This is a genomic window from Arthrobacter sp. M71 S08 (genome assembly GCF_059089725.1).
The window spans coordinates 54,741-69,607 of the sequence record NZ_JBNHEY010000007.1 but is presented as its reverse complement, the minus strand read 5'-3'; the positions used below and the strand labels follow the sequence as shown (position 1 = coordinate 69,607).

Genomic DNA, 14,867 nt, shown 5'->3' with positions numbered 1-14,867 from the left:
GCTCCACTGTACATGCGCTAGCCCGAGTGGGTCTGGAGGAAGGAATAGACCTCGGTCTCGTCCACGCCGGGGAAGGCACCCGGGGGCATGGCCGCCAGCAGGTGCGAATGCGCCCGTGCGCTCGGCCACGCGAAGCCGGACCACTCCTGCGCCAACGACGACGGCGGCAGCTTGCAACACGATTCCTCCGGACAGCGGGACTCACCGCGGATGGTGGTCTCCCGTCCTCTGAACCACTTCACGTGCGCATAGGGCACCCCGACGCTGAGGGAGAACTCACCGGCCGCGGCCCGCTCGGTCCGGGCAGTGCACCAGTACGTGCCGCTCGGTGTATCGGTGTACTGGCTGTAGGCCGAGAACCTGTCGGGTACGTCGAACACCACCCGAGAGGTCCACTTCCGGCACGAGGGCTGGCCCTCGATCGCGCCGGTGTGGTCCTGCGGGAACGTCACGCCGTCGTTCTCGTACGCCTTGTAGATGATCCCGCTCTGATGGGTCTTCTGGAAGTGGGTTGGGATGCCGAGGTGCTCGGTTGCGAGGTTGGTGAAGCGGTGGGCTGCGGTCTCGTACGAGACGGCGAAGGCATCCCGGATATCCTCGACCGCGATCTCCTTGCCTGCCTTCGCGGTCTGAAGGAACTTGACGGTGGCCTTCTCGGGCAGCAGCAGCGCCGCCGCGAAGTAGTTCGTGGCCACCCGTTGCCGCAGGAATTCCCGGTAGCTCTCCGGGGTCTCATGCTTCAGAACATAGTGGCCAAGCGCCTGGAGGAGCACGGACCGCGGGTCATGGTCGGTGCGCTGGGACTGCGTCAGGTAGATGCGCCGGTTCTTCAGGTCAGTCACTGAGCGGGTGGAGTGCGGCAGGTCGCTCACATGGTGCAGCGTGAATCCGAGATGGGCTGCGATGTCGGCGATGAGATGCTGCGAGAGCGGCCCACTGGTGTGGCCGACCGATTCCAGAACCTTCTGGGCCTCGGCCTCGATATCGGGGAAATAGTTATTCTGCCGGCGCATGATGCCTCGCAGCTCTGCGTTGGCGCGACGGGCCTCCTCCGGCGTGGCCACCTGCTCATTCATCCGACGCTCGAGTTCCGCCTGCAACCCGACGAGCGCCTCGAGCGCCTCCATCGGCAGCCGCGCCGATGTGCGCACCTTCGGCAATCCCAGCGATTCATACAGCGGCCCGCGTTGGGCCCGCTCCAGCGCGATTTCCAGCGCGGCGCGCCGGCTCGGCGGCTCTGCACCCAACAGCTGGTCAACGCTCACCTCGAGCGCCTTCGCGAGCGATTGCAGCATCCCCAGCCGCGGCTCCCGTTTCCCGTTCTCCATGAGCGAGAGCTGGGACGGCGCGGTCCCAACGACGGCGCCCAGCTCCTCCAGCGTCATGCGCCGGCTCTTGCGCAGGTGCCGCAAGCGGCGCCCCAGGCTGATGGCGTCCTCACCCTCGGGGGTCTGCTCCCCTTCGGGGGGCCGGGTGCGAGTCCAGCTCGAAGTCGTCATTTTTTGACGATACGCGAAGAAGCACACTTCTTTCCAGAGGATAACTCTAGTTCGGGCACGCAGGATGGCGAATTGTTGATTCCATCAGCAGTTACCGCAGAGGCACAGTCGCCTCACGGAAGGAGAAAAGCAATGACGCAGGACGCCGCCAACCCGATCGAAAATGATGCACGCGCTGAATCCGTTCGTGAACTCGAGCTCGAGTGGGCAGCCGATCCGCGCTGGGAAGGGATCCAGCGTGATTACTCGGCCGCCGACGTCGTACGCCTCCGGGGCCGCGTACAGGAGGAGCACACGCTCGCCCGTCGCGGAGCAGAAAAATTGTGGCAGCAGCTCACCACCCAGGCACCATCAGGCGAATACACGCATGCCCTCGGTGCCCTGACCGGAAATCAGGCTGTGCAGCAGGTGAAAGCCGGGCTGAAGGCCATCTACCTGTCCGGCTGGCAGGTCGCCGCGGATGCCAACCTGTCCGGTCAGACCTATCCCGACCAGTCGCTGTACCCGGCGAACTCGGTTCCGCAGGTTGTGCGGCGGATCAACAACGCGTTGCAGCGTGCGGACCAGATTGAATGGGCAGAGGGAGTTCGGTCCGTTGAAGACTGGCTGGTGCCCATCGTCGCCGACGCGGAAGCCGGTTTCGGCGGGCCGCTGAACGCCTTCGAACTGATGAAGTCGATGATCGCAGCCGGCGCCTCGGGAGTTCACTGGGAGGACCAGCTCGCGTCCGAAAAGAAGTGCGGGCACCTCGGCGGCAAGGTCCTCATCCCCACCCAGCAGCACGTGAGGACACTGAACGCGGCGAGGCTGGCGGCCGACGTCGCCGGCGTCCCATCGGTGATCGTTGCCCGGACGGATGCGGAAGCAGCCACGCTTATAACATCCGACGTCGACGAGCGGGACCGGCCTTTCCTGACCGGCGGTCGCACGCCCGAGGGGTTCTACGAGGTACGCAACGGGATTGAGCCGTGCATCGCCCGCGCCCACGCCTACGCACCCTACGCGGACCTGATCTGGATGGAGACCGGCACCCCGGACCTTGACCTGGCCCGGCGCTTCGCCGAAGCAGTCAAGGCCGAGTTCCCCGACCAGATGCTCGCGTACAACTGCTCCCCGTCATTCAACTGGCGCAAGCACCTCGACGACGCGGCCATCGCGAAGTTCCAGCGCGAGCTCGGCGCCATGGGCTTCACCTTCCAGTTCATCACCCTGGCCGGTTTCCACGCCCTGAACTACTCGATGTTCGACCTCGCCCACGGCTACGCCCGCGAAGGCATGAGCGCCTACGTCGAGCTCCAGGAAAAAGAGTTCGCCTCCGAATCCCGCGGTTACACCGCCACCCGGCACCAGCGCGAGGTCGGCACGGGCTACTTCGACCAGGTAGCCGGTGCCCTCAACCCGACCGGCAGCACCCTCGCCCTCGCTGGCTCCACCGAGACCCAGCAGTTCCACTAACCCTCGCTCTCCCCCGTGAGTTGGCAGGACACACCCCTTATGGACACCCATTCACGGTGTGTCCTGCCAACCCAACGCAGCTTTTGAAGGAGTCTTTCCATGGACATGAACGGCATCACTCTCACCGCCCTGCCGATCCCCCGGCAGAACGAAATCCTCACCCCCGAAGCGCTGGACTTCCTCCGCGAACTCCACGCCGTCACCGAGCCGCGCCGCCAGGAGCTGCTTCAGCGCCGGCGGGAGGCCCGCAACCGCATCGCCCGCGGCGAGGACCCGCGCTTCCTTGCCTCCACCGCGCACATAAGGAACGACGACGGCTGGCGTGTCGCGCCGCCGGCTCCCGGTTTGGAAGACCGCCGCGTGGAAATCACCGGACCGGTGGAGCGTAAGATGACGATCAACGCCCTGAACTCCGGCGCAAACGTGTGGCTGGCAGACCTCGAGGATTCGCTGACCCCCACCTGGTCCAACGTCATCAACGGGCAGCTGAACCTGCAGGATGCGCTCAACCGCCGGATCGACTTCACCACCGAGGAGGGCAAGGAGTACCGCCTCGGGGAGGAGCTGCCCACCGTCGTCGTACGTCCCCGCGGGTGGCACCTGCCCGAACAGCACATCCTGATCGACGGCGAACCCATCTCGGGCGGCATCGCGGACTTCGGCCTGTACCTCTTCCATAACGCCCACATGCTCATCACGCAGGGACGCGGACCCTACTTCTACCTGCCCAAGCTCGAGAACTACCTCGAGGCCCGGCTGTGGAACGACGTGTTCAGCCGTGCCCAGGAACTCCTCGGCATTCCGCGCGGGACCATCCGCGCAACTGTGCTGATCGAGACCATCACCGCGGCCTTCGAAATGGAGGAGATCCTCTACGAACTTCGCGAACACTCCTCCGGCCTGAACGCAGGCCGGTGGGACTACATCTTCTCGATGATCAAGAACTTCCGGTTGCGCGGCCCCCGGTTCGTCCTACCTGACCGCACCATGGTCACCATGACCGCACCGTTCATGCGCGCCTACACCGAGCAGTTGGTGCGCGCATGCCACCGCCGCGGCGCACACGCCATCGGAGGCATGTCCGCATTCATTCCGAGCCGCCGCGATGAGGCGGTCAACGCCGTCGCACTGGAAAAGGTGCACACGGACAAGATGCGTGAAGCCGGTGACGGCTTCGACGGCTCCTGGGTGGCCCATCCGGACCTCGTTCCGGTTGCGCGGGCGGTGTTCGACGTCGTGCTCGGCGAGCAGCCCAACCAGCTGGACAGGCAGCGCACCGACGTCGTGCCCGATGACCGCGCGCTCATCGACCTCACCGGCACGCGGGGCCTCATCACCGAGGCGGGAATCCGTACCAACCTTGAGGTGGGAGTCCGCTATCTCGAGGCCTGGCTGCGCGGCAACGGCGCGGTGACACTGAAGAACCTGATGGAGGACGCCGCCACCGCGGAGATCTCCCGCTCGCAGATCTGGCAGTGGATCCACGTCCATGCGGTCACCGACACGGGCGAAATCATCACCCGCGAGTGGGTCTCGGAACTGCTGGAGGAGGAATTCGAGCGGCTCCCCCGCTTCGACGATGACCGGTTCGACGACGCCCGCCAACTGTTCGAAGAAGTGGCCCTCGGCGAGGACTTCCCTGAGTTCCTCACGCTTCCGGCCTACAGCCGGCACCTCTGCGCAGGACGGCGTCCTTCGCCGGCGCTCCAGCGGTAGCGCCTCCCCTCGAGTTGGCAGGACGCACCCCTTATGGGTGCTTATTAGGGGTGTGTCCTGCCAGCTCAATGCAGCTTGCAGCGGCACGACGACGGCGGCGCGCGGGAATAGCGCGCCGCCGCCCTTCCGTTGCGACAGGTATGCACATCGAAATCTGGTCAGACGTTAAATGCCCGTGGTGCTTCGTCGGCAAGCGCCGCTTCGAGAAGGCCCTCGCCGAGTTCCCGCACCGTGACAAGGTGGAGGTCACGTGGAAGAGCTTCCAGCTCGACCCCAACCTCCCCGAGCACTACGAGGGCACGGAACAGCAATATCTTTCCGAACGCAAGGGCATCGCTCCGGAGCAGGTCCGCCAGATGTGGAACCAGCTCACCTCGTCAGCCAGCGATGTCGGGGTGAACTTCGACTTCGACTCCGTTGTTGTCGGTAACAGCTTCACCGCCCACCGTTTCCTGCATCTGGCCAAGTCGCAGGGTCTGGGCAACGAGGCGAAGGAAGCAATCCTCTCGGCCCACTTTGAACAGGGACTGGACACATCCGATATCGACGTCCTCGTGAAGCTGGGCCAGGACCTTGGCATCGACGATCAGTCGGTCCGCGAGACCATCGCCGGCGACCGCTTCGCCGACGACGTACGGCACGACATCAGCGAAGCGCAGACCCTGGGCGTCAGCGGCGTGCCGTTCTTCGTCATCGACCGGAAATACGGCATCTCCGGCGCGCAGCCGGTCGAGCTGTTCCGGCAGGCGCTGGACCGGGCGTGGCAGGAAGCCCACCCTCTGATCCCCGTCTCTGCCACGCCCGACGGGGAGGCCTGCGGACCGGACGGCTGCTAGCGAACCGGCCGCGACCGTCGTCGTTCGTGCGGCCCGGCTCGCCTCAGGCGCTGGTCAGGGAGCCGACGGCTACGGCGACGGTGTGGCGCTCGCCGTGGACGGCAGCTCACAGGTGAGCGCACCCGGTTCGGTGTTGACTTCTTCCGCGGGTACCAGAGCCTCGAACTCGGAGCCGAGGACCACGTCCACGGTGTCGTCCGGCCGTTCGTCCTCGACATAGGTTGTTCCGGGGATGATCCGCTGCAACGTGAATGCCTGCGCGTGCCCGGTCGGCCCGGAAACGATGATTGCGGTCATGTTGGTCTGGCCGACCGAGCGGTTCCCAATGGCCCCCAGCACGAACCCGCGTTCCTCGAGAGCGGTTGCCGCATTGCCGGCGAGACCGGCAATGCTGGTGCTGTTGAGGATATTCACGGTGACAGTGGCTGGATCAACGAGCTCGAATGGTCCTTCAGGGCACGCGCTCACCGGGCTTGGCGTCGGCTCGCTTATAGGGAGCTTGACGTCCCCCCTTGCCAGTGCGAGCGCAAAGTACACAGCCGCTGCCAACAGCGCGACGAGCAGGACCAGAACCACGCCATGCCGCAGCCTGCGCATGTAGACGTGCGGACGCTCGACATTGCCGTCGTCAGCGAAGACCGTTTCGAGATCGTTCTCGGTAACGATGCGGTGACCGTGCCACTCAATCGGGTTCTTCTTGGACCGGATGGGCTTTCGTCTTGGAGGCCTATTCATCGATGACCAGGACGCGTGCGTGGAGGATGGTGCGCTGATGCAGGGCCGTACGCACGGCTCGGTGCAGTCCGTCCTCGAGATACAGCGTGTCGTTCCACTGCACCACGTGCGGGAACAGATCGCCGAAGAATGTGGAGTCTTCTGCCAGCAGCGCCTCAAGGTCGAGGGTGGTTTTGGTGGTGACAAGTTCGTCCAGGCGCACCTGACGTGGGGCTACGCCGGCCCAGTCCTTGGGCGTCACGTGTCCGTGGTCGGGATATGGGCGTCCATCACTCACTGCTTTGAAGATCACCAATACAGCCTAGGCAAGATATCGCCCCAAGGGAATGTGACGCTCTGGAGGCGCGCCCGTCGCCGCCGAATGGTTACCGGTATTTCCGGACAGGTCAGGTCGCGTCTATCGGAACGGACCGCTTTCCAACGACAGCCCCGGTGATCCAGTCCTCCCACTCGATGTGAAGGTAATACCTGCCGGGCGCCGGCGGGTGAAGCAGCATGTCGAAGCGCTCAGCGGCGCCATAGGCGAGCCTGCTGGTCATCAACGGGTAGCCGGAGTCCCTGCAGCTCAGCGCGGGTGCGCCCGGCACGGAGGTATCCCGGAACGGGCGCCCGTCATGGGAAATCAACTCGGCGATGGGGACTTCCACTCCTGCTGCGTCGGTGAAGGTCACCAGATTGGGCAGATAGTTGGCATTCACCGTCCGCAGCAGGGTCGGCTTCTTCGGGCCGCCCTTCACGTTGGCGCGCAGTTTGGACAGGCTCCACACCCGCTCATCCCCCGCAGGGCGCCGCGCCAGTTCGCCGCCCAGGAGGTAAAAATGCCGGGGTTCGAACCGGTTGAGGCCGGCGTCTTCCCCGGACAGTCCATCCGCATGGTTCATCTGGTGCCAGCGCGGATCCAGGCAATAGGGAGCGAAGAGCGCCTCGGTGTCGATGTCGTACTCCGGCCCGTCCACGAAGGCACGGCGGGCTCCGGGAGTCACCGGATAGTCGGGGTGCACTACGGGGTCGATCACGAGTGGACCGAACATCCCCATCTGTACATGCAGCGGAGTATTGACGTGGCAGTGGTAGAAGTAGGTTCCGGCTGCTCCGTAGTTGGGGTCAGCGGGACGGCCGGTTTCCGGTTGCATCTGGTAGGTGTACCGTCCATCCACCTCAAAGGATGTGTGCCCGACGCCGTCGTTCCGGGGATCCGGCTCCATGCCGTGCCAGTGGATGGTGTGCGGCCCCTTGCTGGGATGCACCGTGGCGTGGAATACCTTGCCCTCCTGAACCCGGAGGGTTGGCCCGGGGAACCCACGCCTGAACCGGTCATCCTCGAAGCTCCACATCTCGAACACCGCGCGGTCGTCCATGCGAAGGTCACGGCTATGGAACGCGAAGTCGACGGCGACGGCCGGGGTCTGAGGGAACTCGGTGACCGGGTTCAACACCTCCAATTGCGCGGAACTGAAGTCCACCTGGCTCTCGAACAGGTGATGCTGCGTCGGTTCCGGTTCCGGTCCCGGTGCGGTTGTGGGCGTTGGGGTAGGTGACGCGGTCGCCGTCGCGCTGGCTGATGCGGAAGCGGACGGAGAGGCGGTGCTTGGGCTGGGAGAAGGGCTGGCTGTCGCGCTCGGACTGGTCGTCGCAATCGGTGACGGGGAAGGTGTGGGTTTGCGGGTCGGTTTGGTTGTTTTCCGTGCCGAGCGACGGTCAGAACGCTTCCGGTTGAAAATACTCACTGCGTGGCTCCTGGATTGGGGCCCTTAAGGGTCCAGTGGGCAACAAGGCCGCCGGGATACAGGCCGCCGGCGGCGGTCTGTGACGGTTCCGCATGGCAGTGCATGGGGTAAACCCAGTCGCCGGTGCGGGCGAACCAGACGGGATCGATGGCGTCCGGCGGTCGCTTGATCGGGATGATGCAGTCCTTGCGGTCCATCGGCTCCAGTTCAACGACGTCCTCCCACTGCTGCAGGACCACGTGGCCGTCGCTGTCGACGAATCCCTCATGCCGGGGCCAGTCCGTGTTGTTCCGCCTAACGGTCCAGATGTGGTTCCCGTGAAAGTGCATCTGGTGAAAAACGATTCCGGGGTTGACCAACCGCACCAGTTGTCCACCGCGCAGGGTTCCCAGTTCGGTGCCCTCGCCGAACTGACGTACATCGAGCTGCCGTGGGTACCCCGAAATGAGGGTTTCCTCCTCCGTGGCAAGGTTGACGGCGTCATTGAACGTGATGCCGAGGGATTCGAAGCCGCTGCGGCCGTTGAGCGTGAAGTAGCGCGGCACTGCCCTCGTCTGCGCGGGATTCACGGTCTGACCTAAGGCCTCCATGGACGCCCATCGGGGTTCCACCGCGTGGGAGATCCAGAGCCACTGGCGCTCGAAGGTAGCGCCGTCCGCTGCGATGTCCCACTGGTGCTCCGGGTCCATGACCACGAGCACCCCGAAGAGGCCCAGAACCCGTTCCACCGGAGCGTTCATCGGATCGGCGAAGATGTAGGTCCCCGGCTTGGGGCAATCGAACTCCAGGATGCCCACCGAGTCGGGCGCAATGGGGCCGGTGGTGAGGTCATCGCCGTCGGGTCCTGCGCCATGCACCGTAAGGGTGTGGGGCTTGTTCAGCCGATTCTGCACGCGCAGCCGGACAACGCTCCCCAACTCGGCGATGATCGTCCGCTGCGGGAAATAGCTCGCCCAGTAGTTGCGGCGGATGAAGTACTGGCCGGGATTGGCAGGATCGGGGCCGACTGGCGTGGGTGTGCCCCGCGGAGGCAAGGGTGCCCCCAACGGATAGCTGCGGCTCGGTATCACTTCACCGGCCACGGTGATGACCGTCGGGTCCATCCCAAGGCTCGGACTGGCGTCGTTGATATCGGTGGGCCTGCTGCCGAACCCGCGATGATAGACGAGCGTGTCATCGACCATCTTGAGGTAACCCTCGTTGATGTAGAGGTCCAGCACTCCCGGCAGCGGCGCCAACGCAAGTGGGATGGGCGTGCGGGCCGCCCGCGACGGCGGGGTGTGGGGCCGCATCAGCGGCAGGGCCGCAAACCCCAACCCGGCAGCCGCACCCAGTTTCAAAAGGTCTCCGCGGGCTAGTATCTCAGGAGGCAGCTGCTCAGCCATGATTGTCCTCCAGGGAGCCGGGTCGGACGGAGATTCGAGGAAGCGCAAGCACCAGCGGAGCCGGGCCGCCCCAGGGGTCCGTGAACTGGGCCGCGAGGCTTGCTGCGCCGGTGGGGACAAGGAAGCTGATCCACAGGCTGCGTTGTGAGCCCGCGGTCAGCAGAATCTTCGACACGTCGGCTGCACGGTTGGTCACCGTCGTAGATTTTGTGACGATAAGGCGCAGCTGACCCGGCGCGAACAACACATTGCGCTCGGAGGTGTTGCGCACATTGAGCTTCACTGCCAGGTGTTCACCCCAGGTGTGATTGAAGGGCTGGGCAGCCCCTCCCGATGAAGCGGTCCCGTGCGTTGAATGTGCGCCGGGTGCCTGTGCACCGGCTGCGCCAATCAACCGGGCCTGCCGTTCAGCCGCGGCAATCCGGACGGACCCGAACGACGTCGGAACCTCCTCGGTGCCCCCGGCGGCGGAGACGATGCCCCAGCCTGCTGCGGTGCCCAGTGCACCGGTGCCTATCAGAATGCCAAATACTCTTCGCGTGATACCGTCGGGACGATCGGCTGCCTCCCCAGGCATCAGGTCAGCCGCATCCTGCCCGGCCAGCGCGATTCTTTCGATCGCCATTGCTTGCCCTTATGTCATGCGTGGATGCTGCGGATCCTCAGTTTTATCTCCAGACCTTGGAGAAACCCTTGGTGCTGGGCTGTCATCGATTTCCCCGCGGTGACCGGTTACGCCGATACTGGGGCGGTGACTTCCTCGCTGACCGGACCTGCCCCCATCGGCCTCCTTCTCGACGTCGACGGGCCGGTTGCCAGCCCCGTCACGCGGACTGTACGGCCCGAAATCATTGACGCGCTCATCAGTCTGGCTGGAGCTGGTTGGCCCGTCATCTTCAACACCGGCCGATCGGATGAGTTCATCCGCGAGGAGGTCATGAAGCCGATGGTTGCCGCCGGCATTCCGGAGGGCATCACGTTTCACGCCATCTGCGAGAAGGGCGCCACCTGGTTCAGTTTCGGTATCAACGGGGCAACCGACGTGCAGGTCGACGAGACCCTGGCCTTGTCACAGGAGTTCGGGAGCGAGGTGCGGCGCCTCGTCGAGGACGACTTTGCCGACCATATGTTCTTCGACGAAACCAAGCGCGCCATGGTCTCGATCGAGCAGCGCCTCGATGTCGAGAATGTGGATTACCTGGACCGGCAAGGCCCGTTCGACGCGGCGGTCCTGGAGATCATGCAGCGCCTCGACATGGGCGTCTGCCGCCTGTCGCACCACCTTCCGGACAGCGACGACAGCGTCGACTACCGGGTGGACCCGACCATCATCTCCACCGACATCGAATCCGTGCGCGTGGGCAAGGACCTTGGCGCCGAGCGTGCGCTGCGCCTGCTCGACGGGAACATCCCGCACACCTGGCGGACCGTCGGCGATTCACGCACCGACTACGCCATGGCCGACTACCTCCACGAACACGGCTACAGCGTCGCCCACGTCGACGTCCGGCCCGCCGATGGAGTTCCGGAGAAGCCCTACCCCGTCCTCACCGAGGGCGAACTGACCAACGACGACGCCGGCGCCGCCTTCCTCCTGCGCTGCGCCGACATCGCGGTCTCCTCCGTCTAGGACTGCAGTTCAGTCAGGACTGCAGTGCCTTTTCGATCGCCGCGACGACCTCCTCGGAGTCGGGCTCCACTGTGGGGGCGAATCGCGCAACCACAGTGCCGGCGTCGTTCACCAGGAACTTCTCAAAGTTCCACTTCACCAGTCCCGGCAGCGGCCCGGTCTTGAACTTCGTGAGTTCGGCGTACAGGGGATGCTGGTCGCGGCCCCGGACGTCGGTCTTCCTGGTCAGCGGAAAGGTGACGTCGAAGGTACTGGAGCAGAAGGCCTGGATGTCCTCTTCGGTGCCGGGTTCCTGTCCCATGAACTGGTTACTCGGTACCCCCAGCACCACCAGGCCCCGGTCCGCGTACTTCCGGTAAAGCGCCTCCAGCGCCGTGTACTGCGGCGTGAAGCCACACTGCGAGGCAACGTTCACCACCAGAACGGTCTTGCCCCTGAAGTCACCGAAGCTGCGTTCGGTGCCGTCAATCATGGTCAGCGGGATGTCGTGCAGGTTTTGCGGGGACACTGATACTCCTTGGTTATTGGTGGGCTTCCCGATTGTGGTCAGTAGCTGATTGGGGTTCGTCAGCGATGCCTGCCCGGATGTGGCCACCGGGTTCACCGCGCATACTGGTGCAATGGCGTCACCATTCACCCGTCTTCGCATCGAGCTAAAGAACACGTTCACCGGCACGGGCGCCGCGCCGCCGGCCTGGACCGAAGAATTGGCTGAGGGCGACGACGTCGGCTACTTCGCTCCCGGGTCCGCCGTCTGGTCGGTCCACAGTTCCATGACCCCTACCGTGGGCGGCATTCGTGCGCTTCTGCTGCAGGCGCTGCACCCCGGCGCGATGGCCGGCGTGTACGCTCACTCGAATTTCCGGGAAGACCCGCTTGGCCGGCTCGCCAACACGATCCGCTGGATTTTCACCGTCACTTACGGGTCCACCGAAGCCGCGCGCAACGCTTCCGGATGGGTGCGCCGCCTGCATGAGAAGGTGGTCGGTACATACGAGGACGCGAACGGCGTCGAGCATTCCTACAGCGCCAACGATCCGCACCTGCTGCGCTGGGTCCATCTGGCTTTCACCGACTCTTTCCTCAGCACGCACCAGAAGTACGGGCTCAGCTTTCCGGGCGGCCCGGACGAGTACGTCGGGCAGTGGGCAGTAGCCGGTGAACTGATGGGCGTGACCGATCCGCCGCGCAACGTCGCCGAGCTGCGCGCGCAGCTTGCCGCGTACGACGACGAACTCACCTCCAGCCACCAGGTGCAGGACGCGCTGGGCTACATCAGGCGCCCGCCTCTTCCGCGGTCACAGCGGCTGGGCTATCGGGTGCTCTTTACCGGTGCGGTGGCGACGCTCACTCCGCGGCAACGAGAGTTGCTCGGGCTCTCGCTCCCGCATATCGGGCCCGTGCCACTGCCCGTGAAGCCGGCGGTCCTGCTGGTGCTCGGGGTGCTCAAGCTCGGGCTGGGCCGCCAAGGACCCAGCGAAGCGGCTGCGCTTCGCCGGATCCGGCGGGTACGGTCCCAGCACCCGCCTACGGGCAGCTGAGCTCCGCGCCTGCTTCCTAGGTGGCCGCAGGCTTGCGGTCAGGAACCGCGAGCCGGAAGACCTTCGCCCAAGCGGAGCCGACCTGCTTGAGCAGCGGCCCCGTGGTGTACGGCAGTCCGTAGCGCTTGCAGATGTCCCGGACCTTCGGGGCAATCTCGTGATAGCGGTTCGACGGCAGGTCGGGGAACAGGTGATGCTCGATCTGGTGCGACAGGTTGCCCGTCATCAGGTGCATGAACTTCGAGCCGGAGATGTTCGCCGACCCGATCATCTGCCGGACATACCAGTCGCCGCGGGTCTCGCCGTCGACCATCTCTTCCGTGAAGGTGTCCGTGCCGGCGGGGAAGTGTCCGCAGAAAATCACTGCATGGGCCCAGACGTTGCGCACGGCATTAGCGGTGAGCGTTCCGAACAGCGCGCGCCGGCCCGACCCGGTGAGCATGGCCACCGCAGGAGTCGCAAGGTAGTCCTTGCCGAACTGCTTGGCAGCCTTGCGTCCGAGAGCCTGAAGGTCTCTCCTCATAGCCTCTTTGGACTTGAGGCCCTCCTTGTACTCCGGTATCTCCAGGTCGTAGAGGGCAATTCCCCACTCGAAGAGCGGCGCAAGAACGGCGTTGTATACGGGGTTGCCGAGGTTGAAGGGCTTCCAGGGCTGGTCATCATCCATGCGCAGGAGGTTGTATCCGACGTCGCGGTCCTTGCCCACAACGTTGGTCCAGCGGTGGTGCAGGTCATTGTGGGTGTGCTGCCAGGACCGTGTCGGGGTAACGAAATCCCAGTCCCAGGTGGTCGAGTGGATGTCCGGGTCCCGCATCCAGTCCCACTGGCCGTGCAGGATGTTGTGGCCGAGCTCCATGTTCTCCAGGATCTTGGCGAAGCTCAGCATCGTGGTGCCGGCCACCCAGGCCACCTTGTTCCGTCCGAAGAGCAGCGCTGCGCGTCCGCCGAACTCAAGGGCCCGCTGGGCCTTGATGACCCGGCGGATATAGTCTGCGTCGTATTGCCCGCGGCGCCCGAGCACTTCATCCCGGATGGCGTCCAGTTCACGGGCCATTTCCGCCACCTGTTCATCCGAGAGATGAGCAGCTGCGGGCGGCCGAACGAGCGGGTGCCCGGTTTCGGCGAGCGCTCCGGGCCGTCGGCGCGGTGCGGACTTCTCTACTGCTGTGTCCTCTGACACTTGTTCTACGAGGTTTGTCATACCCTCACTCCTTAGATATCGAGGTTCACCGGTCCGGCTGCCGCCGAAACGCACGTTTGAATTAATTGCCCCGGGTCCCCATGTATTTCGTTGGTGCGAAGGTCCCGGACTTGTCCCGCGCGGAGCGGAAGCAGACAGCTGTGGCAAATGCCCATCCGGCAGCCGCTCGGCATGAGCAGCCCCGCGTCCTCTCCCACCTCCAGGAGCGGCGTGTCACCGTCAGCTTCCACTTCCCGGTCGGAGGCCTCAAAGGTGACCAGACCGCCGTCGTTCCCACTCCCGCCCGCGAGCGTAGTGGTGAACCGTTCAATGGTCAGGCTTCCTCCCGCCAGTCTTGCCTGGCCTTCCCACAGCGACTCGGCACTTTGAAGGAACTCCTCCGGTCCGCAGGCGTAGGCTGCCCTCTCCCGCCAGTCCTCACAGAGCTCGTCCAGAGTGTCCGGGGAAGTGAAGTCGATACGGCCATGCTCGGAGGTGAACCACAGCTTCACCCGGAACTGGCGGAACTGGTCCGCAAGCTCGCGAAGCTCCTCGACGAAGAGAGTCTTCATGGGGGTTCTCGCCGAATGGATCAGAACAACGTCCGCGTCGGGACGGCGCGGAACCAGGGTACGGATCATGGACATCACCGGTGTGATGCCGCTGCCGGCGGTCAGCATCAGAAGCGGGCGTGGCCTGTCGGGCAGCACAAAGCTGCCCTGCGGCGGCGCCAGGAACAGAACGTCTCCCGGCTTGGTTTCGCGTACCAGCACCCCGGACACGGCACCCATATCCGTCACCGTGATCGCTGGGTCCTGCCCGGCTGCGGCACTCAGCGAATAGGAGCGCCAATGGCGGACGCCGTCCAGTTCGACTCCGATACGTGCCCACTGCCCTGCGCGATGGGCTTTCCACCCACGGCCGGGGTGAAAGTAAATGGTCACTGAGTCATCCGTCTCCGGCACTACTTTGGTGACAACGCCGCGCAACTGGCGCGCGGAAAATACCGGGTTGAACAGCGCCATGAAATCCTCCGGCGCCAACGGCGTGGTCAGCGCGGAAACAGCATGTTTCAGCTTCGGTCGCCGGATCATCATTCCTGCAGGTCCAATCGCAACTCCTCACAGGATCGGCACATGGCCGAAAGCTATCAGATCACGGCC

General features: G+C 64.7%; 15 protein-coding genes. 6 read left to right on the top strand and 9 right to left on the bottom strand.

Annotated elements, in window-relative coordinates:
* Positions 1-17 precede the first annotated feature (17 nt).
* A complete protein-coding gene (locus AC5RTB_RS13765; protein ID WP_494061623.1) occupies positions 18-1,526 on the bottom strand; it encodes a helix-turn-helix domain-containing protein in 1,509 nt (502 codons plus the stop codon).
* 105 nt (positions 1,527-1,631) lie between these two features.
* Between AC5RTB_RS13765 and aceA the strand changes: the two genes are divergently transcribed.
* From aceA to AC5RTB_RS13750, 3 genes are all read left to right on the top strand, one after another.
* Complete coding sequence (aceA, locus tag AC5RTB_RS13760; protein ID WP_494061622.1) at positions 1,632-2,954, top strand: isocitrate lyase; 1,323 nt, start codon at positions 1,632-1,634, stop codon at positions 2,952-2,954.
* Between the two features lie 99 nt (positions 2,955-3,053).
* Entirely contained in the window at positions 3,054-4,670 is a 1,617-nt protein-coding gene (aceB, locus tag AC5RTB_RS13755; RefSeq protein WP_494061621.1) for a malate synthase A, read from the top strand.
* Positions 4,671-4,810: 140 nt separating this feature from the next.
* Entirely contained in the window at positions 4,811-5,506 is a 696-nt protein-coding gene (locus tag AC5RTB_RS13750; protein WP_494061719.1) for a DsbA family oxidoreductase, read from the top strand.
* Positions 5,507-5,575: 69 nt separating this feature from the next.
* Here AC5RTB_RS13750 and AC5RTB_RS13745 read toward each other — a convergent pair whose 3' ends face one another.
* The 3 genes from AC5RTB_RS13745 to AC5RTB_RS13735 form a co-directional block, all read right to left on the bottom strand.
* Positions 5,576-6,241: a LytR C-terminal domain-containing protein gene (locus AC5RTB_RS13745; RefSeq protein WP_494061620.1), complete on the bottom strand. Its 666-nt coding sequence runs from the start codon at positions 6,239-6,241 to the stop codon at positions 5,576-5,578.
* On the bottom strand, positions 6,234-6,533 hold the full coding sequence (locus tag AC5RTB_RS13740; RefSeq protein ID WP_490892530.1) for a type II toxin-antitoxin system VapB family antitoxin: 300 nt from the start codon (positions 6,531-6,533) through the stop codon (positions 6,234-6,236). The genes AC5RTB_RS13745 and AC5RTB_RS13740 overlap by 8 nt, the downstream gene beginning before the upstream one ends.
* Positions 6,534-6,627: 94 nt before the next feature.
* On the bottom strand, positions 6,628-7,704 hold the full coding sequence (locus AC5RTB_RS13735) for a multicopper oxidase domain-containing protein (RefSeq protein WP_494061619.1): 1,077 nt from the start codon (positions 7,702-7,704) through the stop codon (positions 6,628-6,630).
* Positions 7,705-7,759: 55 nt separating this feature from the next.
* On the opposite strand from AC5RTB_RS13735, the gene AC5RTB_RS13730 reads away from it, so the two are divergent.
* Positions 7,760-7,996, top strand: a complete 237-nt coding sequence (locus AC5RTB_RS13730) for a hypothetical protein (protein ID WP_494061618.1) — start codon at positions 7,760-7,762, stop codon at positions 7,994-7,996.
* Here the strand turns inward: AC5RTB_RS13730 and AC5RTB_RS13725 are convergent.
* Both AC5RTB_RS13725 and AC5RTB_RS13720 read right to left on the bottom strand, forming a co-directional pair.
* Entirely contained in the window at positions 7,965-9,353 is a 1,389-nt protein-coding gene (locus AC5RTB_RS13725) for a multicopper oxidase domain-containing protein (RefSeq protein ID WP_494061617.1), read from the bottom strand. The two genes, AC5RTB_RS13730 and AC5RTB_RS13725, sit on opposite strands and share 32 nt — an antisense overlap.
* Complete coding sequence (locus AC5RTB_RS13720; protein WP_494061616.1) at positions 9,346-9,978, bottom strand: DUF4352 domain-containing protein; 633 nt, start codon at positions 9,976-9,978, stop codon at positions 9,346-9,348. The genes AC5RTB_RS13725 and AC5RTB_RS13720 overlap by 8 nt, the downstream gene beginning before the upstream one ends.
* A 126-nt stretch (positions 9,979-10,104) precedes the next feature.
* Between AC5RTB_RS13720 and AC5RTB_RS13715 the strand changes: the two genes are divergently transcribed.
* Positions 10,105-10,983, top strand: coding sequence for a Cof-type HAD-IIB family hydrolase (locus AC5RTB_RS13715; RefSeq protein ID WP_494061615.1), 879 nt, complete (start codon positions 10,105-10,107; stop codon positions 10,981-10,983).
* Positions 10,984-10,996: 13 nt separating this feature from the next.
* On the opposite strand, the gene AC5RTB_RS13710 is transcribed toward AC5RTB_RS13715, so the two are convergent.
* Complete coding sequence (locus AC5RTB_RS13710) at positions 10,997-11,455, bottom strand: glutathione peroxidase (protein ID WP_494061718.1); 459 nt, start codon at positions 11,453-11,455, stop codon at positions 10,997-10,999.
* Between the two features lie 148 nt (positions 11,456-11,603).
* Here AC5RTB_RS13710 and AC5RTB_RS13705 point away from each other — a divergent pair, with 148 nt between their 5' ends.
* Entirely contained in the window at positions 11,604-12,524 is a 921-nt protein-coding gene (locus AC5RTB_RS13705) for an oxygenase MpaB family protein (RefSeq protein ID WP_494061614.1), read from the top strand.
* Positions 12,525-12,540: 16 nt separating this feature from the next.
* Here AC5RTB_RS13705 and AC5RTB_RS13700 read toward each other — a convergent pair whose 3' ends face one another.
* Together AC5RTB_RS13700 and AC5RTB_RS13695 are read right to left on the bottom strand one after the other, a co-directional pair.
* On the bottom strand, positions 12,541-13,725 hold the full coding sequence (locus AC5RTB_RS13700; protein WP_494061613.1) for a fatty acid desaturase family protein: 1,185 nt from the start codon (positions 13,723-13,725) through the stop codon (positions 12,541-12,543).
* Positions 13,726-13,736: 11 nt separating this feature from the next.
* On the bottom strand, positions 13,737-14,798 hold the full coding sequence (locus tag AC5RTB_RS13695; RefSeq protein WP_494061717.1) for a ferredoxin reductase: 1,062 nt from the start codon (positions 14,796-14,798) through the stop codon (positions 13,737-13,739).
* Positions 14,799-14,867 lie beyond the last annotated feature (69 nt).

Bases quoted from the DNA above. Each gene is read 5' to 3' on its own strand.
- aceA (WP_494061622.1), top strand. From the start codon at position 1,632: ATGACGCAGGACGCCGCCAACCCGATCGAAAATGATGCACGCGCTGAA.
- aceB (WP_494061621.1), top strand. From the start codon at position 3,054: ATGGACATGAACGGCATCACTCTCACCGCCCTGCCGATCCCCCGGCAG.
- AC5RTB_RS13750 (WP_494061719.1), top strand. From the start codon at position 4,811: ATGCACATCGAAATCTGGTCAGACGTTAAATGCCCGTGGTGCTTCGTC.
- AC5RTB_RS13745 (WP_494061620.1), bottom strand. From the start codon at position 6,241: ATGAATAGGCCTCCAAGACGAAAGCCCATCCGGTCCAAGAAGAACCCG.
- AC5RTB_RS13725 (WP_494061617.1), bottom strand. From the start codon at position 9,353: ATGGCTGAGCAGCTGCCTCCTGAGATACTAGCCCGCGGAGACCTTTTG.
- AC5RTB_RS13720 (WP_494061616.1), bottom strand. From the start codon at position 9,978: ATGGCGATCGAAAGAATCGCGCTGGCCGGGCAGGATGCGGCTGACCTG.
- AC5RTB_RS13710 (WP_494061718.1), bottom strand. From the start codon at position 11,455: ATGATTGACGGCACCGAACGCAGCTTCGGTGACTTCAGGGGCAAGACC.
- AC5RTB_RS13705 (WP_494061614.1), top strand. From the start codon at position 11,604: ATGGCGTCACCATTCACCCGTCTTCGCATCGAGCTAAAGAACACGTTC.
- AC5RTB_RS13700 (WP_494061613.1), bottom strand. From the start codon at position 13,725: ATGACAAACCTCGTAGAACAAGTGTCAGAGGACACAGCAGTAGAGAAG.
- AC5RTB_RS13695 (WP_494061717.1), bottom strand. From the start codon at position 14,798: ATGATCCGGCGACCGAAGCTGAAACATGCTGTTTCCGCGCTGACCACG.